Here is a 25,081-nt window from a genome sequence, read left to right as displayed (position 1 = left end):
ATGCGCCTTTCTCCCATCAATCTGCGCCGCTGGGCGCGCTTCAAGGCCAACAAGCGTGGCTGGTGGTCGCTCTGGCTGTTCCTCACGCTGTTCATCCTCAGCCTGGGCGCCGAGCTGATCGCCAACGACAAGCCCCTGGCGATCCACTACGACGGCCAGTGGTACTTCCCGGTGGTCAAGCGCTACCCGGAAACCGCCTTCGGCGGCGAGTTCCCCATGGAGGCGAACTACAAGAGCCCGTACATGCGCGAGCAGATCGCGCAGAAGGATGGCTGGATCCTCTGGCCGCCGATCGCCTACAGCTACGACACCATCAACTACGATCTGCGCGTGCCAGCACCTTCGGCTCCCAGCGGAGAAAACTGGCTGGGCACCGACGACCAGGCCCGCGACGTCATGGCGCGGGTGATCTACGGCTTCCGCGTATCGGTGCTGTTCGCCCTGATCCTCACCGTGCTCAGCTCCATCGTCGGCGTCGTCGTGGGCGCACTGCAGGGCTTCTATGGCGGCTGGATCGATCTGCTCGGCCAGCGCTTCCTGGAAATCTGGTCGGGCCTGCCGGTGCTCTACCTGCTGATCATCCTCGCCAGCTTCGTCCAGCCGAGCTTCTGGTGGCTGCTGGGAATCATGCTGCTGTTCTCCTGGATGAGCCTGGTGGACGTGGTGCGCGCCGAGTTCCTCCGTGGCCGCAACCTGGAGTACGTGCGCGCGGCGCGCGCCCTGGGCATGCGCAACGGCGCGATCATGTTCCGCCACATCCTGCCCAACGCGATGATCTCCACCCTGACCTTCATGCCCTTCATCCTCACCGGCGCGATCGGCACCCTGACCTCCCTGGACTTCCTCGGCTTCGGCCTGCCCGCCGGCGCGCCGTCGCTGGGTGAACTGGTCGCCCAGGGCAAGTCCAACCTGCAGGCGCCCTGGCTGGGCATCACCGCCTTCGTGGTACTGGCCGTGATGCTGAGTCTGCTGGTGTTCATCGGCGAAGCCGCCCGCGATGCCTTCGACCCGAGGAAGTGAGATGACCCAGAACGAGAACCTCATCGAAGTCCGCGACCTGTCCGTCGATTTCCTCTGCGGCGACGAACAGGTGCGCGCGGTGGAACACATCAGCTTCGACATCCGCAAGGGCGAGACCCTGGCACTGGTGGGCGAAAGCGGCTCCGGCAAATCGGTGACCGCGCACTCGATCCTGCGCCTGCTGCCCTACCCCACCGCCAGCCATCCCTCCGGCAGCATCCACTACGCCGGCAAGGACCTGCTCAAGCTGCCCGAACGCAAACTTCGGGGTATCCGCGGCAACCGCATCGCCATGGTGTTCCAGGAACCCATGACCTCGCTGAACCCGCTGCACAGCATCGAGAAGCAGATCGGCGAAGTATTGGCGCTGCACAAGGGCATGAACGGCGCCCAGGCACGCGCACGCACGCTGGAGCTGCTGGAGCTGGTGGGCATCCCCAATCCGGCCAGCCGCCTCAAGGCCTATCCGCATGAACTCTCCGGCGGCCAGCGGCAGCGGGTGATGATCGCCATGGCCCTGGCCTGCGAGCCGGAGCTGCTGATCGCCGATGAGCCGACCACGGCGCTGGACGTCACCGTGCAGTTGAAGATCCTCGACCTGCTGCGCGACCTGCAGCAGCGCCTGGGCATGGCCATGCTGCTGATCACCCACGATCTCAACCTGGTGCGGCGCATCGCCCACCGCGTCTGCGTGATGCAGCGCGGCTGCATTGTCGAGCAAGCGGATTGCGAAGCCCTCTTCGAGGCCCCCCAGCACCCCTACACACGCGAATTGCTCGGAGCCGAGCCCAGTGGTACCCCCGCACAGAACGAGCCAGGAGCGCCCTTGCTGGAGGTCGACGACCTGCGCGTGTGGTTCCCGATCAAGAAAGGCGTGTTCCGCAAGACCGTCGATCACGTCAAGGCCGTGGACGGCATCGACTTCAGCCTGCCGCGCGGCCAGACCTTAGGGATTGTCGGCGAAAGCGGCTCGGGCAAGTCCACCTTGGGCTTGGCCATCCTGCGCCTGATCAACAGCCAGGGCGGCATCCGCTTCGAGGGCCAGGCCATCGAAGGCATGAACCAGGCGGAAGTCAGGCCACTGCGCCGCGAGATGCAGGTAGTCTTCCAGGATCCGTTCGGCAGCCTCAGCCCGCGCATGTCGGTGGGCCAGATCGTCGGCGAGGGCCTGGAGATCCATGGCATGGGCACGGCGGAGGAACGCGAGCAGGCGATCATCGAAGCGCTCAGGGAAGTCGGCCTCGACCCGGACACCCGGCACCGCTACCCCCACGAGTTCTCCGGAGGCCAGCGGCAGCGCATCGCCATTGCCCGGGCGCTGGTACTCAAGCCGGCGCTGATCCTGCTGGACGAACCGACCTCGGCACTGGACCGCACCGTGCAGCGCCAGGTTGTCGAGCTGCTGCGCGGCCTGCAGGCCAAGTACAACCTGACCTACCTGTTCATCAGCCACGACCTGGCAGTGGTGAAAGCCCTCAGCCACCAGCTGATGGTGATCCGCCACGGCAAGGTGGTCGAACAGGGCATGGCCGAGGACGTCTTCGCCGCGCCGCAGCATGCGTACACACAGCAGCTGCTGGAAGCAGCCTTCATGGTCCCGGCACCGACCTGAACCATTACATGATCAAGGAGTGAATATGGGATTTCTCGCCGGCAAGCGCGTACTGATCGTCGGTGTCGCCAGCAAGCTGTCCATCGCCTCCGGCATCGCCGCGGCGATGCACCGGGAAGGCGCCGAGCTCGCCTTCACCTACCAGAACGACAAGCTCAAGGGCCGCGTGGAAGAGTTCGCTGCTGGCTGGGGCTCCAGCGCGGAGCTGTGCTTCCCCTGTGACGTAGCCAAGGACGCGGACATCGCAGCCGTGTTCGCCGCGCTGGCGAAGCAATGGGATGGCCTGGACTGCATCGTCCACTCGGTGGGCTTCGCACCAGGCGACCAGCTCGACGGCGACTTCACCGAGGTCACCACCCGCGAAGGCTTCCGGATCGCCCACGACATCAGCGCCTACAGCTTCATCGCCCTGGCCAAGGCCGGCCGCGAGCTGATGCAGAGCCGCAACGGCAGCCTGCTCACCCTCTCCTACCTGGGCGCCGAGCGCACGATGCCCAACTACAACGTCATGGGCATGGCCAAGGCCAGCCTGGAAGCCGGCGTGCGCTACCTGGCCGGCAGCCTCGGCCCGGAGGGCACTCGGGTCAACGCCATCTCCGCAGGCCCCATTCGCACGCTTGCCGCCTCGGGCATCAAGAGCTTCCGCAAGATGCTCGCCGCCAACGAGCGCCAGACACCGCTGCGGCGCAATGTGACCATCGAGGAAGTCGGCAACGCCGGTGCATTTCTCTGCTCGGACCTGGCCAGTGGCATCAGCGGCGAAATCCTCTATGTCGATGGCGGTTTCAACACCACGGCGATGGGTCCGCTCAGCGACGACTGAGGCTTTGCTCCAGACAAAGAAAAAGGCCGCGAATGCGGCCTTTTTCCTTTACCGGATAAAACGAGGGCCGCTTGCGCGGCCCCGGTCTCTTACTTCTTGGCTTCGTCGAATTTCTCGACTTTCGCCTGATCCTGCAGGTAACGGCGGAAGGCGGAGAAATCATCCTGGCCGCTACGCGAGGCGAGGAAGCGCTGGTACATCGCCTTCTCTTCCTCGGTCGGCTTGGCTTCCGGCTCGCTCACACCGCTGAGCTTGACCAGCACGAAGTCGCCGTTCTGCAGCGCGACACCGCCCAGGCTGGGCTTGTCGGCGCCTTCCGGACGCGCCATGCGGAACACGCTCTGCAGCACGACCGGATCGACGCCTTCCTGACCACGGGCGGCCGCTTCCACGACCTTCCACTGCTGGCCTTCCTGGGCCTGGGTCAGCGGGATCTTGCCGTCGCGCAGGCCAGCCAGCAGTGCTTCACCGCGGGACTTGGCATCGACTGCAGCGTGCTCGACCTGCAGGCGCTTGAGGATATCGGCACTGACCTGCTCCAGGGTTTCCTGCTCAGGCTTGTGGTGCGCCTTCACGCGCAGCACGACCACGGTGTCCGGGTCCAGTTCGATGGCGCCGCTGTTGGCACCCTCCTCCAGCACTTCGGGGCTGAAAGCGGACTGGATGACCTGGCGGTTGGCCGTGACACCTTCGCCGCCTTCCTTGCCGAACGGCTTGCTGGTCTGCACCTTCAGGCCCATGTCCTGAGCCGGCTGGCCCAGATCGGAAGCCTCGTAGGCGGAGCTTTCCAGCTGCTTGGTCGCATCGACGAAACGCTGCTCGACCAGTTGGGTCTTGGCTTCGTGCTCCAGCTTGGCCTTCAGGCTGTCGAAGGTCGGAACCTCCGGCGCTTCGACGCCCAGCAGCTTGATCAGGTGCCAGCCGTAGGAAGTCTTCACCGGAGCGGAGACTTCGCCCTTCTTCAGCGCGTACAGCGACTCTTCGAAGGCCGGGTCATACACGCCACGACCAGCGAAACCGAGGTCACCACCGTTGGCGGCAGAGCCGGTGTCGTTGGACAGTTCCTTGGCCAGCTTGGCGAAGTCCTCGCCCTTGTCCAGGCGCGCCTTGATCTCGTCGATCTTGGCCTTGGCCTGCTGGTCGTTCTGCTTGTCGTTCACCTCGATCAGGATATGCGCGGCGTCGCGCTGCTCGGCCAGGCCGGCGATTTCCTTCTGATAGAGGGCATCGAGGTCTTCCTTCTTCACCTCGACCTGGTCGAAGAAGGCGGACTTCTTCAACTCGACATAGTCGATGGTGACCTGTTCGGGAGTCATGAACTCGGTGCTGTGGGCGTCGTAGTACGCCTTGATCTCGCTGTCCTCGACCTTGCTCTTGGCCGGGTCGGCCTTGAGGGTCAGGGTGGCGAAGTCACGGGTCTGCTTCTCCAGGCGAGCGAAGGCGTTCAGTTCGTCATCGGTGACGAAGCCGGTACCGGCGATGCCAGCGCGCAGTTGGCCGATCAGCATTTCCTCACCGAACATGCGGCGGAACTGCATGCGGTCGTAGCCCATCTGGCGGATGACCTGGTCGAAGCGCTCGGCGCTGAACTTGCCGTCCACCTGGAACTCAGGAGTCGACAGGATCAGTTGATCCAGCGCCTGCTGGGAGAAGGCGAACTTGTCGTTCTGGGCGGCCTGCAGGATCAGCTTGCGCTCGATGAGCGACTTCAGCGCGGAATCCTTGAGCAGCTTGTCGTCGAGCATGGACGAATCGAAGTCCTTGCCCAGGCGCTGCATCAGCTGGCGACGCTGCATGTCCGCAGCCTGCTGCAGTTCTGGCAGACTGATGTCCTCACCGTTGACCTGAGCAGCGACGTTCTCGTGGTGGGTTGCGCGAATGATCTGATCGAACCCGGTCAAAGCCATGAGGACAACGATCACGCCCAGGATGGTCTTGGTGATCCAGCCTTGGGAGTTGTCCCTGATGTTTTGCAGCATGCGGCCCCCGACGCGGCCACGTCCCACCGTCAATGGCGGCGCGGCGTGGAAAAAAGCGGATATAAGAAAGGCGCATCCGAGGATGCGCCTTCTCGTAACAGGTGGAGCTTGCGGGCATTGAGCCCGTGACCCCTGATGATTCCAACCGACCTACGCCAGCCGGGTCATCGCTCCGTGACCGGCCCAACCGAAGTTGGAACCGGTCCAGGTCAAGTCCAAAAAGACGCTTAGTTGACAGCGTCCTTGAGGGCTTTACCGGCCTTGAAGCCCGGGATCTTAGCAGCAGCGATCTTGATCGGCTTGCCGGTTTGCGGGTTGCGACCGGTGCGAGCAGCACGCTCTTTGACAGCGAAGGTACCGAAGCCTACCAGTACGACGGAGTCACCAGCCTTCAGGGCGCCAGTTACGGACTCGATCACCGCGTCCAGAGCGCGACCGGCAACAGCTTTCGGGATATCAGCAGATGCGGCGATAGCATCGATCAGTTCCGACTTGTTCACTCTAAGTCCCCTTATTTCTGTTGAGTATGTTTCTATGTGTTAGGTGTAAGCAAAAGCAGGTGCTGGTTTGCCAACTGACAAAGCAAGTGCCGCTTTATAACAAGGGCTCAAAAACAGTGTCAAGAAAGCCCCCCAACTAATGCGTGCTGATTCGCTCCTTGGAATCAGACTCGCGCTTCTCATCCTTTGCAACCATCTCGGGAGCCGCATCGGGCAAGGGCTCCGGGGCGTATTGCAGCGCAATTTGCAGGACCTCGTCAATCCATTTAACCGGTTTAATAACGAGATCGGCCTTAATATTATCCGGAATTTCCCTAAGGTCCCGCACGTTTTCCTCGGGAATGATCACAGTCTTGATTCCACCCCGGTGCGCAGCCAGAAGTTTTTCCTTCAGGCCACCAATGGCCAGCACCTGACCCCGCAGGGTGATTTCGCCGGTCATGGCAACGTCGGCGCGAACGGGAATCTGGGTGATCGCCGAGACCAGCGCCGTGCACATGCCGATGCCCGCGCTAGGGCCGTCCTTGGGGGTCGCGCCTTCCGGCACGTGGATGTGGATATCGTGCTTCTCGTGGAAGTCCGAGGCGATGCCCAGGCTCTTCGAACGACTACGAACCACGGTCAGCGCGGCGGTGATGGACTCCGCCATGACGTCACCCAGCGAGCCGGTCTTGATCAGCGCGCCCTTGCCGGGGACCATGGCCGATTCGATAGTCAGCAATTCGCCGCCCACCTGAGTCCAGGCAAGGCCGGTCACCTGACCGATCTGGTCCTGCTGCTCGGCCAGGCCGTAGCGGAACTTGCGCACACCCAGATAGTTCTCGAGCGAATCGGGAGTCACCACGGCGTCGATGCGCTTGGACTTGCCGCCATCCTTGACTGCCTTGCGGCAGACCTTGGCAATCTGGCGTTCCAGGCTCCGCACGCCGGCTTCGCGGGTGTAATAGCGGATGATGTCGCGGGTAGCCGCTTCCTCGAAGACCAGCTCGCCCTTCTTGAGACCATTGGCCGCAGTCTGTTTCGGTACAAGATATTTCGAAGCGATGTTGATCTTCTCGTCCTCGGTGTAACCCGGCAGACGGATGACTTCCATGCGGTCCAGCAACGCTGCCGGAATGTTCATGGAGTTTGCCGTGCAGAGGAACATCACGTCGGAGAGGTCGTAGTCGACTTCGAGGTAGTGGTCGTTGAAATTGTGGTTCTGCTCCGGATCGAGCACTTCCAGCAGCGCCGACGCGGGGTCGCCACGCATGTCGCTGCCCATCTTGTCGATCTCGTCCAGCAGGAACAGCGGGTTGCGCACGCCGACCTTGGTCATTTTCTGAATCAGACGACCGGGCATGGAACCGATGTAGGTACGGCGGTGACCGCGAATCTCGGCCTCGTCACGCACGCCCCCCAGGGCCATGCGCACGAACTTGCGATTGGTCGCACGGGCGATGGACTCGGCCAGAGAGGTCTTGCCCACGCCGGGCGGGCCGACCAGGCAGAGCACCGGGCCTTTCAGCTTCTTCACGCGCTTCTGTACGGCGAGATACTCGAGGATGCGCTCCTTGACCTCTTCCAGGCCGTAGTGGTCCGCGTCGAGGATGTCCTCGGCCTTGTCCAGGTCGTGGCGCACCTTGCTCTCGGCCTTCCACGGCACATTCACCAGCCAGTCGATGTAGGAACGCACCACGGTCGCTTCGGCGGACATCGGCGACATCTGCTTGAGCTTGTTCAGCTCGGCAGTGGCCTTGGCCAGGGCTTCCTTGGTCAGACCAGCGGCATCGATGCGCTTCTTCAGCTCCTCGACTTCGTTGTGGCCCTCGTCGATGTCACCCAGCTCTTTCTGGATGGCCTTCATCTGCTCGTTGAGGTAGTACTCGCGCTGGCTACGCTCCATCTGCTTCTTCACGCGGCCACGGATGCGCTTCTCGACCTGCAGCAGGTCGATCTCGGCGTCCAGCATGGCCAGCACGTGTTCGACGCGGGCGGACAGCTCGGTGATCTCGAGGATTTCCTGCTTCTGCTCGATCTTCAGCGCCATGTGCGCGGCCATGGTGTCCACCAGGCGACCGGGCTCGTCGATGCTGTTGAGCGAGGACAGGACCTCGGCGGGCACTTTCTTGCCCAGTTGCACGTACTGTTCGAACTGGCTGAGCAGGCTGCGCGTGAAGACTTCGGACTCACGCTCGCCGACGGAAACCTCGTCAATGATCGAAACCTCGGCGCGGCAGTAGGCTTCCTCATCGATGAAGCGCTCTACCTGGCCGCGCTGCTCGCCTTCGACCAGCACCTTGACGGTGCCATCGGGCAGCTTCAGCAGCTGCAGGACGGTGGCCACGGTGCCCATGCGGTACAGGCCGTCTGCACCCGGATCATCGTCAGCCGGGTTCTTCTGCGCCAGTAACAGGATTTGTTTGTCGCCGGTCATGGCGGCCTCGAGGGCCTCGATGGATTTCTCACGTCCCACGAACAGCGGGATGACCATGTGCGGATACACCACTACGTCACGCAGGGGCAGCAGGGGCAACTCGACGAGTGTTTTCATGATATTCGGCTCTACAGCGGCACTTGGCCAAAACGATGGGATTGGACCCTTCGGCCTAAGATGGGGTTAGGACTGGGAAAAAACAAGCGCGGTAGATGGGAAGAAAAAAGGGGCCCTAGGGCCCCTTCTGGTTTCAGGCGTCAGGTGCAGCCTTGGCCGGCTGCTCGCTGTTCTCGTAGATCAGCAGCGGCTGGGAGGAGCCCTCGATGACGCTTTCGTCGATCACCACCTTGCTGACGTCGTTCTGCGAGGGGATCTCGTACATGGTGTCGAGCAGGATGCCTTCGAGGATCGAACGCAGGCCACGGGCACCGGTCTTGCGCTCCAGCGCACGACGGGCGACAGCCTTGAGCGCGTCCGGACGGAACTCGAGGTCCACGCCTTCCATTTCGAAGAGCTTGGCGTACTGCTTGGTCAGCGCGTTCTTCGGCTCAGTCAGAATCTGCATCAGCGCAGGCTCGTCCAGCTCGTCGAGAGTCGCGATGATCGGCAGACGGCCGACGAACTCGGGGATCAGGCCGAACTTGACCAGATCTTCCGGCTCGACCTCACGCAGCGCTTCGCCGACCTTCTTGCCCGCTTCCTGGCTGCGAACTTCGGCGTTGAAGCCGATGCCGCCCTTGGTGGAACGGTTCTGGATGACCTTTTCCAGGCCAGCGAACGCGCCACCGCAGATGAACAGGATGTTGCGAGTGTCGACCTGCAGGAACTCCTGCTGCGGGTGCTTGCGGCCGCCCTGGGGCGGTACGGAAGCCACGGTGCCTTCGATCAGCTTCAGCAGGGCCTGCTGAACGCCTTCGCCGGACACGTCGCGGGTGATCGACGGGTTGTCGGATTTGCGCGAGATCTTGTCGATTTCGTCGATGTAGACGATACCCATCTGGGCTTTCTCGACATCGTAATCGCACTTCTGCAGCAGCTTCTGGATGATGTTCTCGACATCCTCGCCCACGTAGCCAGCCTCGGTGAGGGTGGTGGCATCGGCGATGGTGAAGGGGACATTGAGCAGACGCGCCAGGGTCTCGGCGAGCAGGGTCTTACCCGAGCCGGTCGGACCGATGAGCAGGATGTTGCTTTTGCCCAGTTCGACGTCGTCCTTGCGCTCGCGCTGATTCAGGCGCTTGTAGTGGTTGTACACCGCTACTGCCAGGGTTTTCTTGGCACGTTCCTGGCCGATCACGTACTGATCGAGGATGGTGCGGATCTCTTTCGGCGCCGGAAGCTTGTGCGCACTGCTCTCTGCCTGTGCTTCCTGCACCTCCTCGCGGATGATGTCATTGCACAGGTCGACGCACTCGTCGCAGATAAAGACCGAGGGGCCGGCAATCAACTTGCGCACTTCGTGCTGGCTCTTGCCGCAGAAGGAGCAATACAGCAGCTTGCCGTTGTCCTCGCCGTTGCGGGTGTCAGTCATTCGATCGTTCCAATCGGGGATATACGTGAAGGACAAGATGAAGGCATTCGCAGGCATTTTCAAGCCCGCGAGCGGCCGGATTACCGGCCGCGGTACAGCGGAGAGACTCAGGCGGCAGAAGGACGCTGAGTGAAGACCTGATCGATCAGACCGTACTTGACAGCATCGTCACCACTCATGAAGCGGTCACGGTCGGTGTCGCGGGCGATGACATCCAGCGGCTGGCCGGTGTGATGCGCCAACACCTGGTTCAGGCGCTCCTTGATGAAGAGGATTTCCTTGGCATGGATCTCGATGTCCGAGGCCTGGCCCTGGAAGCCGCCCAGCGGCTGGTGGATCATCATCCGCGAATGCGGCAGGCAGTAGCGCTTGCCAGCGGCGCCGCCAGCCAGCAACAGGGCGCCCATGCTGCACGCCTGGCCCACGCAGATGGTGGACACGTCGGGCTTGATGAACTGCATGGTGTCGTAGATCGACATGCCAGCAGTCACGGAGCCACCCGGGGAGTTGATGTAGAGGTGGATGTCCTTGTCCGGGTTCTCGGCCTCGAGGAACAGCAACTGGGCCACCACGAGGTTGGCCATGTAGTCCTCTACCTGGCCGACCAGGAAGATGATTCGCTCCTTCAGCAGGCGCGAATAGATGTCGTAGGAACGCTCACCGCGGGCGGACTGCTCCACCACCATCGGCACCAGACCGCCAGCGGCCTGAATGTTCGGAACTTGCGGCATATAAGGATTATGCATGTCCGACGATCACTCCCTAATAAAAAGTCATGTCTCTATAGACGCACAAGCCAGCCCGAAGGCTGGCTTGTGACAATCGAACGAAGCGCTGGATCAGGCCGCTTGCGGAGCTTCTGCAGGCTTGACCGCGTCTTCGTAGGATACCTGCTTGTCGGTCACATTGGCCTTCTGCAGGACAGTATCTACAACTTGTTCTTCCAGTACAACCGAACGGACTTCGTTCAGTTGCTGGTCGTTCTTGTAGTACCAGGAAACAACTTGTTCCGGCTCCTGGTAAGCGGAAGCCATCTCTTCGATCATTTCGCGAACGCGGGCTTCATCAGCCTTCAGCTCGTGCTGCTTGACCAGCTCGGCGACGATCAGACCCAGCACGACGCGGCGCTTGGCCTGCTCTTCGAACAGCTCGGCCGGCAGTTGGTCGGGCTTGATGTTGCCACCGAACTGCTGGACAGCCTGGACGCGCAGACGGTTGACTTCGTTGCCGATCAGGGCTTTCGGAACTTCGATCGGGTTGGTCTCGACCAGACCTTCCATCACCTGGTTCTTCACCTTGGACTTGATGGCCTGACGCAGCTCACGCTCCATGTTCTTGCGAACTTCGGTGCGGAAGCCTTCCAGAGTGCTCTCCTTCACGCCGAACAGAGCGAAGAACTCTTCGTTCAGTTCCGGCAGTTTCGGCTCGGCAACGCTGTTGACAGTAGCGGTGAACTCGGCGGCTTTGCCAGCCAGGTCCAGGTTCTGGTAGTCCTCAGGGAAGGTCACGTTCAGCACGCGCTCTTCACCGGCCTTGGCGCCGACCAGGCCTTCTTCGAAGCCCGGGATCATGCGGCCGGAACCCAGCACCAGCAGAGTGCCCTTGGCGGAACCACCAGCAAAGGCTTCGCCGTCGATCTTGCCGACGAAATCGATGTTCACCTGATCGTCGTTCTGAGCGGCGCGGTCAACGGCTTCGAAGCGGGTGTTCTGCTTGCGCAGGATTTCCAGCATGTTGTCGAGATCGGAATCGGCCACGTCGGCCTGCAGACGCTCGACCTTGATGCCGTCGAAACCGGCAACCTGGAACTCAGGGAAGACTTCGAAGGTAGCGATGTACTCGAGGCCCTTCTCCTTCTCGAACACTTTCGGCTCGACGGACGGAGCGCCAGCCGGGTTCAGCTTCTGCTCGACCACGGCTTCGTAGAAGGTTTCCTGGATCAGGTCACCAAGGGCTTCCTGACGAGCGGCGGCTTCGTAGCGCTGACGGATCACGCTCATCGGCACCTTGCCGGGACGGAAGCCAGGAACCTTGGCGCGACGAGCGGTCTGCTGCAGACGCTTGTTGACTTCGGTCTCGATACGCTCGGCCGGCACGCCAACGGTCATGCGGCGCTCAAGAGCGGAGGTGCTTTCAACGGAAACTTGCATGGATATTCCTCGTGGCACAGACGTAAGCCGGTCCTTCCGGCTCCCAGAATCAAGGGCAAGCATTCTAGTAGCTAGAAATGCAGAAGTCACCCTGAGCGGAAGCTGCGGAAATTCACGGATGCGAGAGCTTATGGAAAGAAGATGGTGCGGACGGAGAGACTCGAACTCTCACAGCTTGCGCCACTGGAACCTAAATCCAGATAGACGACCATAAACTCTTATTAATCATGACGTTACGCCGCCCGCACATGGCTACAGCGTCCCGATTGGCGCGCATGATGTCACATTTCGCCTGAACGTGTGTCACAAACTCGCTACACACCCCGCCTAGCCCGTTCTGGGCACTACCTTCCCTTCTTCTCGTAACGCCCCATGTTCCACTCATCGGCCAGTAGCGTCTTGAGCTGATGGATTGCCACCGAGCTTCCGCCGACCTTCTCCCTGTACTGCTTGTGGATCGCCTCGAACCATTCGTGTACTTCTGCCATGACTCTCCTGGAGTGCTCGACCTCCAGCAGCAGCCGGCGAATCTCTGGATCACGATGCTTGACCCACATGGCGCGCATCTCGTCCTTCAGGATGGGTTCGAATCTGGGGAGCTTGCTCATGATCGCCTCATAACTGTATGTATATACAGTAACGAGTTGAGACGATCTCCTACAATGGGAGCTTGATGAGCGGAGGTATGAAGGATGTGCGGACGGTACGTGACGCCAGAGGAAGCCGCCATGGAGCGGTACTGGCATATCGGGCGGAGGAACTCCGGGCGCTGGATCGACCGCGCGTACAACGTCGCGCCGACCAGTCAGGTGCCCATGGTGCTCCTGAACGAGGCGGGAGAGCAGGAAGTGGTGGCCGCCCGCTGGGGGCTGATCCCGTTCTGGTGGAAGAAGGACAAGCTGCCGGCGCTGACCTTCAACGCGCGGAGCGAGGAAGCGGCGACGAAGCCGATGTGGCGAGACGCGATCCGGCACAAGCGGTGCCTGATGCCGGCGGCAGGCTGGTACGAGTGGAACGAGAAGGAGCCGGTCAAGAACAGCTCCGGCCGCGCCGTGAACCAGCCCTACTATCATCACGCCATCGACGGCGACGTGCTGGCAATCGCCGGGATCTGGTCGACTTGGTCACCGCCGGAGGGTGAACCGATCACCTCGTGCGCTCTGCTGACCAAGGAGGCCGAGGGCCTGGTCTCTGCCATCCACCACCGGATGCCGGTGATCTTGGCGCCGGAGCAGTTTAAGACTTGGCTATCGCCGGAGACATCGCTGGAGCTAGCCTACGACACAATCGCCTTGGCGCGGCAGGACTTCGAGGCCTACCGCATATCGACGGACGTCGGGAGTGTCAGGAACCAGGGCGCTCGGCTGATCGAGCCGATATAACTCCATCGTAAGCCGCTTCACAGGCCAAACCCCTCACTCTGGATTCGTCAGCAGCTTCTGCGTAGACACCCGCCAGGCGGTCAACCTCTCCAAGCAGCTCGGCGAGCACTCGGGCGTGCTTGGCTGCTGCCTTGCTTGCGGCGGCAGTGCAGGAATCGCGGCCGGCTTCAGCTGCAGCAATCCTGTTGGCGTATTGGATACCGGCGTCCCGCACGCGCTGATCAGCAGCGACAGAAGCATTGGCGCGAACCTGATCGATGTTCCTCTGGCCATTTTCCAGCACCTTGTTGATGTTCTGCTGATAACGCTGTTCGTTGGCGCGTTCGCGCGCTTCGAAGTCGGCGGCGGCCTGCTGGTCCTGCTTCTCGTGCTCATCCCATCTGGACTGCCATGTGGCATCCAAGCGCGCCCTGCCCTCGTGCCAGCCGCCTGCGGCAGCCAGGAACAGCATCAGAGCGCACAGCAGCGGTTTCCAGTTGCTGACCAGCCAGGTCATGCCAGCACTTCCTTGGCGCGCGCCCACAGTTCCAGGCGCTCACGCTGACCGTTAAGTCCGCCATTGATGCTGCGGGTGATCTGCTCGAACTCGCCGGCATCGGCCAGCTCATTCAGCCCCCGGTTTTTCCACCACCAGGCGGCAGAAGCTGCAGACCATTCCGGCTGCTCCAGCAGTTCAGGCTTGTCCAGCAGCGGCACACCCAGCGCGGCGCCAGTCCGGCGGTAGTTCTCCCGACCGGTGATCTGGATCAGCCCACGGCCCATGTAGCGCTTCCCGTCACCTGGCTGGGTGTTGCCCAGGTCCTTGCGCCCCTCATACCGAGACTGCGCCGGCGTCGGCCCCCATATCTCCCTGGTGCGCTTGAACTGCATCGACTCATGCCCGATCTGGGCAAGGAAAGCTGCCTGGCGCGCCGGCGTGTTGATCTGGTAGCGCGCCATCGCCCGGTTGAGCGCAGGAACAAAAACGCCAGCTCTCTGGCTGGCGTTGGGGTAGATGCGCAGGAGCTGCGCTTCGGTGATGGGCATCATCCTGCCTCCACGGTATTTACACGTGCGACCCAGTCGATGGTGGTCGAAGCGAGTCCAGTAACGCTGATCACAGCGCCGCCGACAGTGGTGTTGGTGTAGATGTTCGGGGTTGGAAGCGTCGACAGGGACGCATCGGAAGCGATCAGGCTAAAGCTCGGCGTCCCAACAATGGCGATGGTGGCTGCCGTGTTCGTGCGGCGAAGCAGTACGTTCGCCTCCCAAGCTGCGAGCTCGCCGTTCGAAGTGTTTCGGGCAATCAACTGGATTTTCCCGAACCACGCCTGCTGTCCGCCGTTCAGCACCATGACGTTGTTCGCCGACACCGCAGCGCCGTCAGAGGTCATGTCTGCCGCCGTTGCGGCCGTCGTGCGGGCGCGGAATAGATAGTTGCTCCACTGGGCATCGCCGTTCGCTGCAAAGCGGCCATTGGCATGATGGACGCCGCCATATATCTGGCGGCCTTGCGTCTGATAGCCACCCAAGGTGATTGAGTAATCACCATTCGCCACGTTCTCCCGGCCGCCCGTGGTGGCTGAACCAGTTACCCCTGTTGGCGATGAGTTCGACTGACCACCAAGATGGCATCGATAATCCCCAGTCCCTGTATGTACGTTTGATTGGCCGCCCCCGGTAAAGCAGTAGTTCGCGGATTGGATGGTGTTCGAACTTCCTCCTACGATCGAATTGTACGAACCGGCTGCCGAACACGAACCACCTGCCCCAATGAAGTTCTGGCCGCCGCTGGACGAGTTGCCATTCCCCCCGACAACAACGTCATTTCCGCCTGATGCAGAGTTTCCGATTCCTCCACCGACAAAACTACGTATCCCAGAAGCTGTGTTCTGCTGACCTCCAACGATCACCGAGTTTGTGCCGGATGCAACCTGTGCAGCAGTGCTTCGGCTGGTCTGGAAATCGAATGCCCCAGCCCCTCGCTTATTGCCACCAGCTGCCGTGGCATCAGGTACCTGGGCCAACACGGCGCCAGTCCCCTTCGGTGCATAGACGACATCGACGTTGGTGGCAGCGTTGGTGGCAGTCAGCGAAACGACTGGAACCGTGGCGTTCGGGGCAGTGGTGTTCAGTGCCTCGGTGAAGTTCGATAGCGACGACCCGCCCGTTGCTAGGGCCGTGCCGTTTGCGCGCTGGTAGGAGATGCATTTCCAGTTTCCGCTGCCCAGGCTGACGAACTCAGCAACGTCTCCTGCAGCGGTGGTGATGTTGGCGCCAGTCGGCAGGATCAGCGAGGTCGCGTTGTGGGTAAGCGTCAGGATCCCAGCGAAGATCACCCGCCGGGTTGCGCCCGCCGCGATCGTATCGAATGCCGTGATGGTGGTCGTGCCAGTGACGTTGACCGTGTTGGCTGCAGCCGCGCCGATGTTCACCGTAGCGGCCGAGGCCAGAGTTACCGGCGGCGCCTCGTTCAGCGCGCTCGCCAGCGTGCCGCCGGTGAACGAACCGCCATCGGCCGGGGCCGCCCAGGCACTACCGGTGTAGCCGTACTGCTTCGGGATGCCGTTGGCGTCCAGGTCATCCTGGACTCGGAGCGTCCACCCGGTGAGAGGCACGATGAATTGCCAGGCATTAGCGGAGGAGCGCCAGAAGGCAATCTGAGTCCCCTTCCCGCTCCACAGTCCGGTAGGGCTACTCCCCAGGATATAGGCATCTCCATCTACTGGTGTTGAAGGCGGAGTGTTGGTACCGCGGCTCTTCACTGTCTTGTCGACCAGCACATCCAGGATGGCATAGCCGCTGCTATTCACGACCTGGCTTTGGCTGGCACTGTTCTCCAGTTCCTGGATTTTCAGCTTAGGGGTATTGCTGCTCACAGAGTGACCTCCAAAGGCCGACCGCGCCCAACTGTGGCGCTGAGCTGGTAGATGCGAAGGGTGATGGCGGCTTGAGGCGAACCAAAGTCAGTCGTCTGGTCGGCGGCCGGATAAAGAATCGCCGGTCCTGAGGCGGAAAGCGTGCGCTTGACCGATGCTCCAGGACCAGGTGCCGACATAACCTCGGTCTCGTAGGACTCAACGGCCTCTCCCACAGGCGCCGGAACCCCCGTCACCCACCAGCCCGATGAGAACCGACTGCGACGCGTCCAGCTCACGGAGAGGTCGCCTCCGCTATTCCGGATGCCAAATGGGTAAGCCGGCGACAGCGGCTTCAGGTTCACGCCGCGGTAGGTAAAGGTCTGGCTCTCTGCCGAATCGATCGTGTCGCCCAAGGTGATCGCGCGGTAGAGGTTCTGAATGCCGATGGACTCGATTGGCATCCCCACGAAGGCGTTGTCCGGATCCTCAGCCAAGATGAAAAGGTCGGAGTCCTGGTGCAGCCCAGTCGCCCACTCTGTGCCCTTGTCGCCACGCACCAACTTGGTGAGGATGTAGGAACCGTCCGGCTGCAGGGCAGCATTCTGGAAGCGGATCACCTCCCAGCGCTGATCGGCACCATATAGCGCGATGTTCTGGCCTCCGAGCATTTGGGCCTCGGTAACGCTCTCTAGCTCGCCATCGAGCAGATCAACCTGCATCGATGACCCGAGATCGAAGAGCGCACCGGAATTGACCGCTAGAGCCTTCCTCACCATTCCAATGGTGCCCTTGCCGTCGTAGCCCTGCAGGTCGTTCCAGGTCTGGCCTGAGTCAGCGGATCGGACGAGGACACCGCCTGGCCAGCCTTCCGTGTAGCCCATGGCCGCAGTAGAGAACCCCGGATCGTTCTGCAGGGTCTCGTAGATCATCGGTCCATCGACCAAGAAGACGTCAGTGGCACCGCCGAGCGGAATTGTGCCGTCCGGCCCAGGCCCTGGTGCGCCAACTGCGCGACTTGTATAGAGCGGCGCGCTGTTCGCCTTAGCCTTGCAGGTCAGGCGTCCATCGTCCTCATAGTTGACCTCAGTGAGACGTAGTTCGATGTCACCGAATTTCGCCTTGACCAAGACAACATCAGAAGGCTCAAGCGCTTGATAGGTTGGAGGAAGTGATGGGCCGCTGTAGTCGTCGCGTTCAAGCCAGCGAAGCATCTCCAGCTTCTCGGCCATCTGCGCTATTTCGTCGTCGCTGAGGACGAGAGGAATATCGCGTTGCTCAATGTTCACTGCGGAGGTGCTCGGGCGTCCCGGCGATGATTGCGTGGAGCTACCGTATTCACGAGTGGAACTGAGCGCTGTGATCGTCACCTTCTGCGGAAGCTGTGAATCCATCTCCCGGCTATATGGCAAGGAATCGCCGACTTCATCCCCATTGGCTGCAGCAAGGTCTTCCCAGGGGATCGTGACTACAGGAGCTTGGCCGCGTGGGACAAACTTGATCTTGTACCCGGACGGCACTACATCGAACGGATAGGCGCCCTGGAGGGGCTCAATCACAGATCGGATTGTCCCTCCTGAAACGCGATAGCCTCTAACCTCTGTCGTCAGAAGAGACGTATCAAGATCGCCAACACCAATGAGCGCGGACTGGGCGCATTCGGACTGAACTATTTCAGCAAGAGTCGGGAGCGGGGAAACACTGGGGAACACCTGGATGTTGCTGACGGTGTTGGCGTTCGCCGAGTAGTTCACCCATACACCGCCAACGACGGAGTCACCACCGAGCCCGTCGTAATTGATCGGGAAGCCAACGGCTTCACCGAGGTACGAGAATCCTCCTTGGCTTACCCTCCAGAATTTCCCGTTCGTCCTGATAAGAATGAATTCATCGTCCTCAGTACGCAGGATCGAGTCATCTCCTGATCCGTTTCGACCAGTACCAAGATCAGATTGTGACGAAAGGTCCTGACTCCACAGCTCATTGAACTCAAAGTCATAGCAGACCACCTGCTTGCTATAGGTGAGCGCATAGATACAGGTCGGGCAGATGAAAATGTCGTAGATCTGCCCATGAGGCGATGCCGCACCCGTGGTGGAAATCAGCGATGGCGTGCGGTTGGTGAGACTCTGATCCTTCCGATAGATCTCCGTTGTGTTCGCTACAGCGTTGTTCTGCCAGCGCATTAGGTACTCGGTCCCGCCGGGCAGGTAGATCCGGGAGTTGTTCCAAGTAGCCTGAATGTCCCAGAGCGATAGTTGTTCCCCGGCCCCATTGACGATCGTCAGGTGACCGGATGGATCGGTCAGTACCGCGCGCTCCGATGCCGCCCAACCCTGCATGTATGGCTGGTTGTTCAGGATGATCACAGGGCCGCGGCGCGACCCACCGTTGAGGCTTGTCTTGAACACTTGCGCGGACAGATCGGTCAGAAGCGTCGGGCTCGTGCATTTGAAGACCGACATCTCCCCCCATTGATTCACATACATGCCGGTGGCTTGGTAGGTGTTCAGCGGATCCGGGAGAGTTGTCTGATTCGTGATAACCGGAGAGGAAAGCTGCTGATACTGACAGAGCTCAACCTTGAACTGTGCGGCTTGCAGAGTGTTCGAGTAGTCGGCCAGGGCAAAGTCGTAGAAGGCGATGTAGGTATAGCCGCGAAACGCCGGGGCATTGCCTACGCCGACGTCTGCCTCATAGCGTGGGTCAGGAAGCTGGTCATCCGTCCCGCGGTACAGCTTCCAGCCCTTGGCCTTCTGGTTGCTCGCAACGATCGTTTCCAGGTCATCGCTGCCTGCGTTGTAGATCAGCTTGTCGCCACACCAAATGCGCCGGATACCAGCCACTTCGCCCTGGCAGAGCATGAGCGCGAAGGTTGCGAAGTAGGTGTAGGTCTTGGTGGTTGTTGAGCTGCCGCCACCCTTCCCGCCGCTTTTCTTCTTCTTGACCTTCTCTTTGAGCTTGTTGTGCTCAAGCCAAACGATCTGGCTGCCAGTGGCCGGGAATGTTCCATAGCCGCGAGGGATATCGCCGCCGTACTCGCTACCCTGCCAATTACGGCTGGACAGCTTGCCGTACTCCATGACCATCTTTTGGCTGGACGACAGACCGCCCAAGAGCGAGCCGATGATGGCGCCGCCGATGATGGCGCCCCCCACGGAAACGCCGAGCGCTCCCGCTGCGAAATAGCCAGCAACGCCTCCCGCTGCGCCGCCAAGAAGGTTGCCTGTACTCATTCCAGACCCTCAAAGCGGTAGGCGCGCACCACGCGGGCGCGCCAGAGTTCGTCGATTCGGTGGCGGCAGACCTTTCCGTGCATTTCGCTTGCGTGGATGACGCAGGGGTAGCCCGCCTCATCTCCGGCATGTATTGCGATGTGCTGCGGCTGCTTGGTCATTCGCATGACCAAGATGTCGCCCTTCCCTGCATCCTCGACAGCGATGCGCCGGAGTGCTGGCTGGGCGTCAAGCTGCCGCTCCATCTCGCCGTCATAGGGCGTGCGCGGGTAGCCGGTAGCATCCTGATGCGGGATATCGAGCGACCGGCAGATGAAGACGTACAGGCCGGCGCAGTCCAGGCCGAGCCCAACAACACGGCCTTGATGCTTGAACGGTGAGCCTTCCGCCTGGAGCGCGGCGTTCACGACTTCGTCGCGAGTCATGCGCCCCTCCCTACCGCACCCGACTGGGAAGCAGTCGGCATGTGTGGCTGCGAACCGTTGTTCTTGCCGTTGCCGTACTTGCCTACGCAATCCTCCATCAGCCGTTTGCGGCAGCCCGGAATCATCACGTACTGATCCGTAGGCGCGATTGCGTGAGGAAATGGCTCATGCGTGGTGATGACGCCAGCAGTGGTCGAGGACTTGATCTGCTGGGGCTTCAATCCAGCGTTGAGCCCAGTGGTGAACATCACCTGGCCGGCGCTGAACCAGTCGTCCGCCTCGGCCCTGGAAGAGTCGGTGAAGGTGTACTGGCTGGTCACTCCAGTGACGCTGCCGCTGACCTTGTATTCGTTGATGTCCGGGCCGTCTGGATTGGAGCGGGGCCCCGTGCAACGGCTACGGGTAGACGCGATGATTCGGCCGTCCAGCGCCTGGTCGAATAGGGTGTATGGGCACTGGGCGGTGAACGTCGAGCCGACCGACTGATTCAGCGCATCCACGAGGCTCATCATCTCGGTCTTGTAGGCGTTGTCGGTGAGCGTGGTCTTGCCAAGCGTCATGAGCCCTAGTGGCTCTTCATCCTCAATCGGGGCTTTCCAGGAAGTCGCGAAGACGTAGCACCGGGCGTTATCGAAGACGCCCGTAGCAAGTTGTTCGCGCGTGATGCCATGGTTCAAGATGCCGGTTAGATCGACGCTCGACGGCGACATGCTGTCGGTGGCATCCACCCCGCTGAACTCGTAGCCGGATTCGGTTGGATAGACCGCTCCATTGCTCATCACCAAGTCAGTCGGATAGGCAGCCAGGCGAACGACGGTGCCGTTTTCGGCCTCAATGCGGGCGCAGTAAACCCTCGTCTTCCAGTCAGCGACGTGAGATTTCATAGGGCCTCAAAATGAAAACCCCGGCGCTAGGCCGGGTTGCTTGGAGAGGAATTGCTTAGGGGTTCAGGATTTCCAGGAGGTCAATGCTTCCTGCATCGATCGTGTCCCAGTTGGAGAACCTGCTACTGAGGTCTGCGGAGAAGCGCATGGGGATGTCAAATTCACTGCCGGCCGTTACCGACTCGCCAGTCTGCGGAGCAGTGTTCAGCGCGCCGCCACTGACGTAATCACTGAACCCTGTGGAGTTGATGGCGACCGTGACTGAGGTACCGCTGGCGGCAGTGATCGGCGCGCGCATCCCGTTAATTTGAGTCATCCCAACCACATTGGCGATCAGCACCGACTCGCCAACGGCCATGCTGTTCGCAACCGTGATGGTTGTCGTCGAGCCCTTGGTGATGTTCGTGATGGTGCCGTTCTTGTTCCCCGCCATGGTCACGATGCCGGTCGTGTTGTCGACACTCCACTGGGCCGTCGGGAAGGCAGCGCCGTGCACGCCAACCTTTACAGTGCCGGCAACCGGCTTCCGGATCCGCCGGCGGATGCACGAGGCATCCGAACTATCGCCATACCAGCGCATCAGCTGATAGACGCCAGGCACCGTCGGATTCACCAGAACCATCGGCTGGTCGAATGCAGTCGGCGGCTCCCGGTAGTTCTTGGTTGAATAGTCGGCCGGATGCATTGCTCGGAATCCACGGAAGGTTCCGCCGGCCCGATTGTTCAGATCCAGGATCTCGCTGATGATGAAATTCGTCTGCCGTTCGAATTCGATGGTCATCGAGGCCTTGATGAACGGATGCTTCAGCGATCGGTATTCGTTCCCGCCAGCGGTTTGCACGGTATCTACGGCATAACTAGACCCGAAACCACTGCCATAGTCGATGTTCTCGGCCAGGCGCTCTTCCAGAAACTCCCCCATCATGCATACCTGTCGGATTTGCTAACGGCACTGGAAATCTGGCGAGCCAGGCGGGCAGTTGACTCCTGCATACCCTTCGCGTCGGTGATGCCGTAGACATTGAGACTGATGTTGTTGGTCTTGCTATTGGTAGTCGTCGACGTGTTCCCCTGCCGGTTTAGGAAATCCTTCAGGTCGCCGTTGGTCCGCCTGTCGACCACCCGCTCACCTCTGTCGAGCAGCCAAGTGCCTTCCTTTGGAATGTTGTCGATGCCGTCGTGCGCCATACCTGAAATTGCCGTGGCACCGATCAGCGCCGCCGAGGTGTAGCCCATGGCGCGAATGACCTGGGAGTATGGAGCCCCGGCAACAGGGCCAAGGCCGATAGGAGGCGGCGCCAATGCCGCAGCCGAGGCTGTCTCCGTATTGACGATTGTCTGGGCGATTGCGAAGGCCTTTTGGACAGCGAACATCGTCTTGTAGAGCCCCGACTGCTCTCCAGCGAACTCCTTGGCCAGCCCGGCCAGATTGCCAAAGAGGCTTTCCCCGCCAGCCATCAGGGCCTGATTCTTGGCCGCATCAATGGCGCGTTGCTCATCTGCGGACTGCTGATGAATATTGGCCACACGCTTGGAGTATTCCTCTTCGTTGATGGCCTTGGCGTCGAGGTATTCCAGCTGCTTCTTGAGTTCGGTGTCGCGCCAGTCCTGAAGCGCCTTAGCCTCTTCGTCGAGTTTGATCATCTCGCTACTGGCGCCGCCAACATCGGCATCTACGCCTGATGTATGTGGAGCCTTCGTGACGCCCTCTACCGTTCCTGGCTTAACGTCAGCCTCCCGGTTGGCATCCTGGATAGCCTTCAGCGTCTTCAGCCTGGCTAGCGCTGCGGTGTTCCCATCCTTCTCGTACTGCGCGATCTTCTTCGCGTAGTCGAGCTCGAACTGCATGTCGTTCGCGGCCTGGAGTTGCCCGGTCTCCTGCAGGATCGCGAGACGGATGTTGTCCTGGTCCACCAAATCCTGCTTGGCGTCCAGTTCGGTGGCGAGGTCGAGCAGGTGCTGCTTCTGCTGGGCGTTGAGTTTGGAGAGCTCGCCGTTTTCCAGGTCGTACTTGACCCGAGCGACCTCGGTAGACTGACCGAACAGCGCCACCTGCTGAGCTAGGCTCTTCTCGACGTTCTTGTAGGCAGTGGCGAGCTGGTTCGCTGCTCTCTGCTCATCCGTCATCGCCGCGCGCTTCGCCTTGGACGGTGCGGCGGCAGCTTCAGCCTCGACCTTGGCCTTCTCTTTGCTGTCGACCTTCGGCTCAGGAACTGGCTCTGGCAGGTTCGGCTTGCGCTGTTCCTGCTCCTTCCAGAAAGCATCGATCTGCTTTTGAGTCAGCTCGATGTTCTGCTTGATCTCTTCCTCATTGAAGTAGGCGACTGCCTGACCCTTGCCGCCAATGCGAAGCCGCTTCAGCGGGTTGTCCAGCATGGACTGGTAGGTTTCCAACTGATCCTGCAGGCGCACAACATCATCACCAGCTGCGCCATTCAGGGCTGCTGAGATGCTCTCGGCCCCCCACTTCACGATTCCGACGGTCTCGCGGACGCCCTTGATGATCTCGTTCAGAGCCGAAACAACGCCGGCTGCAAGATCCTGTGCAGCCTTGATGGTCTCAGGGTCCTGGAGCGCATCTGCCATCTCGCCGATGTTCTCGGTCAGGATGCCGGACGCCTTCGAGGTCTCGTTGACCTTGCCGACGAACACTTGGAAAGAGTTGCCGAGCGCAGTGGTGGCATCCTGGACAGAGGTTTCCATCGCGGCAGCGAGTTCTTCGTTGCTGTCACGCGACTGCCGCAGCGCCTCGTTCAGCGCCGCCAGGCTCAGTTTCCCTTCAATGCCTAGCTTGCGAATGTCCGCGGTCGAGCGCCCAGTAGCTGCAGCAAGGTCATTCACGATGGTCGGCATCGCCGCCAGGATCGACTGCCAGCCGTCAGACTCGACTTTGCCGGTCTGGATGGCCTTCGAATAGGCGTCGATGGCCGACGAGGCCTTATCAGCCGAGGCGGCGTTGGTCACCAACAGGAAGCTGAAGCTGTCCGTGATATCCAGAGCGTCGTCGGTGTTGTAGCCCAACGTGCGGATGGCATCCGCCGTCCGGATGTAGACCTCTTGGGCCTCGTTCAGCGGGCGGTATGTGGCGTTTGCGGTCTGTAGCAGGCGATCCTGGACCTTGGTGTACTCCTCGGTTGATGAGGTCGCCATCCGAATCCGCGCAGCCATCTGGCCGTATTGGTCCGATGCCGCGATGATCGCCCGCACACTGATCGCCGCAGCCAGGGCGCCGAACGCTTTCCCCAGCCCATTGGTCGACTTCGTGAGCTCCTGGTTCGACTTATCCGCCTTCGCCGTCACATCGATCATGATGCGCAGCTCGTCGGTGGCCTTCTTCGCCGACGTAGAGTCGACCGATAGGACCAGGCGGGCGTATTCAGTCATTGTGTCGGACCTTGGTGGCGATGGCGTCGAGACGCATGATCGCTTCGACCTCCAGGGGATCGAGCTCCTGATGGGTCATCAGCGACCAGTTGCGCAGTTCGGTGTAGGTAAGCGGGTCGGGAGATCGGCGAATCTGGAAGAAAACGCCAAGCAGGTAGGCGAGTTCGTCGGGGATTGGAGGCGTCTGGAGCTCTGGCGGCTGTTCGCCGATGACCCTGGCGATCTGCTCCAGATGCTCACGATTCGTGCGCTTCGAGCCCGGAGCGCGCTTGAGTAGCCTCAGCTCTGCTTCGGTGTGTCGCTCGAGGGCCCCGAGGCGATCTCGAAAAAACGGGAACGATCCGCCGCCGCTCTATCAACGGCCTCCGCGATGTGCGGGGCGTTGGCGAGGAACTCCTGAACCGATTCCGTGGTGCAAGGCTCTTCGAAGGACCAATCGGCCACCAGGGAGACAAGGCTATTCATGACGACCTCATCCCGGGCCACGGCACGGTCCCAATCGCTTGCACTGGTGGGCAGGTCGCGCATTGTGCGAGCGCCTTCAAACTTCACTTTGCGAAAGGCGTCAGAATCAGTGCCGCGCACCATCAGCCAGTGCTCTGACTGGCGTCCATCAGCCAGCATCAGCTGCATTTTTACGCCCTTGTCGGCGTTCGGCTTCGTGTAGAAATCTTCCTTTCTCATGCGCCCTCCAGGCAATAAAAAACCCGCCGGAGCGGGTTACGTCGTGGATGCAATTAGCCGTGATTCCACCAGGCTGAGAACTTTGCGTAGAGGAACAAAATTGCACCTCCAGCCATGATGAGCATTCCAATCCTAGAGCTTTCACTTGCAGCAGCAACGATGGCGCCGACAATGCAAAGAACAACCCCAAGGACCATCATGCCTTTGAATCTCTTTGC

21 protein-coding genes and 1 tRNA gene are annotated in these 25,081 nt (G+C 61.0%); 4 read left to right on the top strand and 18 right to left on the bottom strand.

Annotated elements, in window-relative coordinates:
• From G4G71_RS11295 to fabI, 3 genes are read left to right on the top strand one after another with little or no spacing between them, the layout of a single operon-like run.
• Positions 1-1,020, top strand: coding sequence for an ABC transporter permease (locus tag G4G71_RS11295; RefSeq protein ID WP_169937674.1), 1,020 nt, complete (start codon positions 1-3; stop codon positions 1,018-1,020).
• A 1-nt stretch (position 1,021) separates the two neighbouring features.
• The gene (locus G4G71_RS11290; RefSeq protein ID WP_169937672.1) at positions 1,022-2,632 is read left to right on the top strand and encodes an ABC transporter ATP-binding protein; all 1,611 of its coding nucleotides are present in this window, start codon (positions 1,022-1,024) and stop codon (positions 2,630-2,632) included.
• A gap of 25 nt (positions 2,633-2,657) precedes the next feature.
• Entirely contained in the window at positions 2,658-3,455 is a 798-nt protein-coding gene (gene fabI / locus G4G71_RS11285) for an enoyl-ACP reductase FabI (protein WP_169937670.1), read from the top strand.
• Positions 3,456-3,544: 89 nt separating this feature from the next.
• Here fabI and G4G71_RS11280 read toward each other — a convergent pair whose 3' ends face one another.
• The 8 genes from G4G71_RS11280 to G4G71_RS11245 all read right to left on the bottom strand — a co-directional run bounded on the left by G4G71_RS11280 (position 3,545) and on the right by G4G71_RS11245 (position 12,639).
• Complete coding sequence (locus tag G4G71_RS11280) at positions 3,545-5,434, bottom strand: SurA N-terminal domain-containing protein (RefSeq protein ID WP_169937668.1); 1,890 nt, start codon at positions 5,432-5,434, stop codon at positions 3,545-3,547.
• Positions 5,435-5,661: 227 nt separating this feature from the next.
• Entirely contained in the window at positions 5,662-5,934 is a 273-nt protein-coding gene (gene hupB, locus G4G71_RS11275) for a nucleoid-associated protein HU-beta (RefSeq protein WP_003087931.1), read from the bottom strand.
• 136 nt (positions 5,935-6,070) lie between these two features.
• Complete coding sequence (gene lon / locus G4G71_RS11270; protein ID WP_169937666.1) at positions 6,071-8,467, bottom strand: endopeptidase La; 2,397 nt, start codon at positions 8,465-8,467, stop codon at positions 6,071-6,073.
• Positions 8,468-8,600: 133 nt separating this feature from the next.
• Entirely contained in the window at positions 8,601-9,881 is a 1,281-nt protein-coding gene (clpX, locus tag G4G71_RS11265; RefSeq protein ID WP_017519553.1) for an ATP-dependent Clp protease ATP-binding subunit ClpX, read from the bottom strand.
• Positions 9,882-9,988: 107 nt separating this feature from the next.
• The gene (gene clpP, locus G4G71_RS11260) at positions 9,989-10,627 is read right to left on the bottom strand and encodes an ATP-dependent Clp endopeptidase proteolytic subunit ClpP (RefSeq protein WP_024763281.1); all 639 of its coding nucleotides are present in this window, start codon (positions 10,625-10,627) and stop codon (positions 9,989-9,991) included.
• A gap of 93 nt (positions 10,628-10,720) precedes the next feature.
• Positions 10,721-12,031: a trigger factor gene (tig, locus tag G4G71_RS11255; RefSeq protein WP_169937664.1), complete on the bottom strand. Its 1,311-nt coding sequence runs from the start codon at positions 12,029-12,031 to the stop codon at positions 10,721-10,723.
• 142 nt (positions 12,032-12,173) lie between these two features.
• Positions 12,174-12,277: transfer RNA gene (locus G4G71_RS11250), tRNA-OTHER, on the bottom strand.
• A 98-nt stretch (positions 12,278-12,375) separates the two neighbouring features.
• A complete protein-coding gene (locus tag G4G71_RS11245; RefSeq protein ID WP_169937662.1) occupies positions 12,376-12,639 on the bottom strand; it encodes a hypothetical protein in 264 nt (87 codons plus the stop codon).
• Between the two features lie 120 nt (positions 12,640-12,759).
• Here G4G71_RS11245 and G4G71_RS11240 point away from each other — a divergent pair, with 120 nt between their 5' ends.
• Positions 12,760-13,413 carry an SOS response-associated peptidase gene (locus G4G71_RS11240; RefSeq protein WP_240964906.1) on the top strand — a complete coding sequence of 218 codons (654 nt, stop codon included), beginning with the start codon at positions 12,760-12,762 and terminating at the stop codon, positions 13,411-13,413.
• Here G4G71_RS11240 and G4G71_RS11235 read toward each other — a convergent pair.
• The 10 genes from G4G71_RS11235 to G4G71_RS11195 form a co-directional block, all read right to left on the bottom strand.
• The gene (locus tag G4G71_RS11235) at positions 13,376-13,909 is read right to left on the bottom strand and encodes a DUF2514 family protein (RefSeq protein WP_169937658.1); all 534 of its coding nucleotides are present in this window, start codon (positions 13,907-13,909) and stop codon (positions 13,376-13,378) included. The two genes, G4G71_RS11240 and G4G71_RS11235, sit on opposite strands and share 38 nt — an antisense overlap.
• Positions 13,906-14,439: a glycoside hydrolase family 19 protein gene (locus tag G4G71_RS11230; protein ID WP_169937655.1), complete on the bottom strand. Its 534-nt coding sequence runs from the start codon at positions 14,437-14,439 to the stop codon at positions 13,906-13,908. The genes G4G71_RS11235 and G4G71_RS11230 overlap by 4 nt, the downstream gene beginning before the upstream one ends.
• Positions 14,439-16,271, bottom strand: a complete 1,833-nt coding sequence (locus G4G71_RS11225; protein WP_169937653.1) for a DUF2793 domain-containing protein — start codon at positions 16,269-16,271, stop codon at positions 14,439-14,441. Before G4G71_RS11225 ends, G4G71_RS11230 begins: the two co-directional genes overlap by 1 nt.
• Positions 16,268-19,486, bottom strand: a complete 3,219-nt coding sequence (locus tag G4G71_RS11220; protein WP_169937651.1) for a phage tail protein — start codon at positions 19,484-19,486, stop codon at positions 16,268-16,270. The genes G4G71_RS11225 and G4G71_RS11220 overlap by 4 nt, the downstream gene beginning before the upstream one ends.
• Complete coding sequence (locus G4G71_RS11215; protein WP_169937648.1) at positions 19,483-19,911, bottom strand: NlpC/P60 family protein; 429 nt, start codon at positions 19,909-19,911, stop codon at positions 19,483-19,485. The genes G4G71_RS11220 and G4G71_RS11215 overlap by 4 nt, the downstream gene beginning before the upstream one ends.
• The gene (locus G4G71_RS11210; RefSeq protein WP_169937646.1) at positions 19,908-20,795 is read right to left on the bottom strand and encodes a DUF2163 domain-containing protein; all 888 of its coding nucleotides are present in this window, start codon (positions 20,793-20,795) and stop codon (positions 19,908-19,910) included. The genes G4G71_RS11215 and G4G71_RS11210 overlap by 4 nt, the downstream gene beginning before the upstream one ends.
• 55 nt (positions 20,796-20,850) lie before the next feature.
• Positions 20,851-21,717: a DUF2460 domain-containing protein gene (locus tag G4G71_RS11205; protein WP_169937644.1), complete on the bottom strand. Its 867-nt coding sequence runs from the start codon at positions 21,715-21,717 to the stop codon at positions 20,851-20,853.
• Complete coding sequence (locus G4G71_RS11200) at positions 21,717-24,179, bottom strand: tape measure protein (protein ID WP_169937642.1); 2,463 nt, start codon at positions 24,177-24,179, stop codon at positions 21,717-21,719. Before G4G71_RS11200 ends, G4G71_RS11205 begins: the two co-directional genes overlap by 1 nt.
• Positions 24,172-24,354 carry a phage tail assembly chaperone gene (locus tag G4G71_RS30205; protein WP_420826008.1) on the bottom strand — a complete coding sequence of 61 codons (183 nt, stop codon included), beginning with the start codon at positions 24,352-24,354 and terminating at the stop codon, positions 24,172-24,174. Before G4G71_RS30205 ends, G4G71_RS11200 begins: the two co-directional genes overlap by 8 nt.
• Before the next feature lie 104 nt (positions 24,355-24,458).
• Positions 24,459-24,863 (bottom strand): hypothetical protein, encoded by a 405-nt coding sequence (locus tag G4G71_RS11195; RefSeq protein ID WP_169937640.1) that lies wholly within the window; start codon positions 24,861-24,863, stop codon positions 24,459-24,461.
• Positions 24,864-25,081: the final 218 nt, after the last annotated feature.

Origin of the sequence: Pseudomonas multiresinivorans (assembly GCF_012971725.1) — a bacterium.
GTDB classification, from domain to species: Bacteria; Pseudomonadota; Gammaproteobacteria; order Pseudomonadales; family Pseudomonadaceae; genus Pseudomonas; species Pseudomonas multiresinivorans.
The sequence above is the reverse complement of the archived record's forward strand: the minus strand, read 5'-3'. Positions and strand labels throughout refer to the sequence as shown.

Coding starts and splice junctions, on each gene's coding strand:
- G4G71_RS11220 (WP_169937651.1), bottom strand. CDS start 19,486: ATGAGTACAGGCAACCTTCTTGGCGGCGCAGCGGGAGGCGTTGCTGGC.
- G4G71_RS11195 (WP_169937640.1), bottom strand. CDS start 24,863: ATGAGAAAGGAAGATTTCTACACGAAGCCGAACGCCGACAAGGGCGTA.
- fabI (WP_169937670.1), top strand. CDS start 2,658: ATGGGATTTCTCGCCGGCAAGCGCGTACTGATCGTCGGTGTCGCCAGC.
- clpP (WP_024763281.1), bottom strand. CDS start 10,627: ATGCATAATCCTTATATGCCGCAAGTTCCGAACATTCAGGCCGCTGGC.
- G4G71_RS11290 (WP_169937672.1), top strand. CDS start 1,022: ATGACCCAGAACGAGAACCTCATCGAAGTCCGCGACCTGTCCGTCGAT.
- G4G71_RS11240 (WP_240964906.1), top strand. CDS start 12,760: ATGGAGCGGTACTGGCATATCGGGCGGAGGAACTCCGGGCGCTGGATC.
- G4G71_RS11235 (WP_169937658.1), bottom strand. CDS start 13,909: ATGACCTGGCTGGTCAGCAACTGGAAACCGCTGCTGTGCGCTCTGATG.
- G4G71_RS11210 (WP_169937646.1), bottom strand. CDS start 20,795: ATGAAATCTCACGTCGCTGACTGGAAGACGAGGGTTTACTGCGCCCGC.
- G4G71_RS11295 (WP_169937674.1), top strand. CDS start 1: ATGCGCCTTTCTCCCATCAATCTGCGCCGCTGGGCGCGCTTCAAGGCC.
- G4G71_RS11280 (WP_169937668.1), bottom strand. CDS start 5,434: ATGCTGCAAAACATCAGGGACAACTCCCAAGGCTGGATCACCAAGACC.
- G4G71_RS11245 (WP_169937662.1), bottom strand. CDS start 12,639: ATGAGCAAGCTCCCCAGATTCGAACCCATCCTGAAGGACGAGATGCGC.
- tig (WP_169937664.1), bottom strand. CDS start 12,031: ATGCAAGTTTCCGTTGAAAGCACCTCCGCTCTTGAGCGCCGCATGACC.
- G4G71_RS11200 (WP_169937642.1), bottom strand. CDS start 24,179: ATGACTGAATACGCCCGCCTGGTCCTATCGGTCGACTCTACGTCGGCG.
- G4G71_RS11215 (WP_169937648.1), bottom strand. CDS start 19,911: ATGACTCGCGACGAAGTCGTGAACGCCGCGCTCCAGGCGGAAGGCTCA.
- clpX (WP_017519553.1), bottom strand. CDS start 9,881: ATGACTGACACCCGCAACGGCGAGGACAACGGCAAGCTGCTGTATTGC.
- G4G71_RS11205 (WP_169937644.1), bottom strand. CDS start 21,717: ATGGGGGAGTTTCTGGAAGAGCGCCTGGCCGAGAACATCGACTATGGC.
- lon (WP_169937666.1), bottom strand. CDS start 8,467: ATGAAAACACTCGTCGAGTTGCCCCTGCTGCCCCTGCGTGACGTAGTG.
- G4G71_RS11230 (WP_169937655.1), bottom strand. CDS start 14,439: ATGCCCATCACCGAAGCGCAGCTCCTGCGCATCTACCCCAACGCCAGC.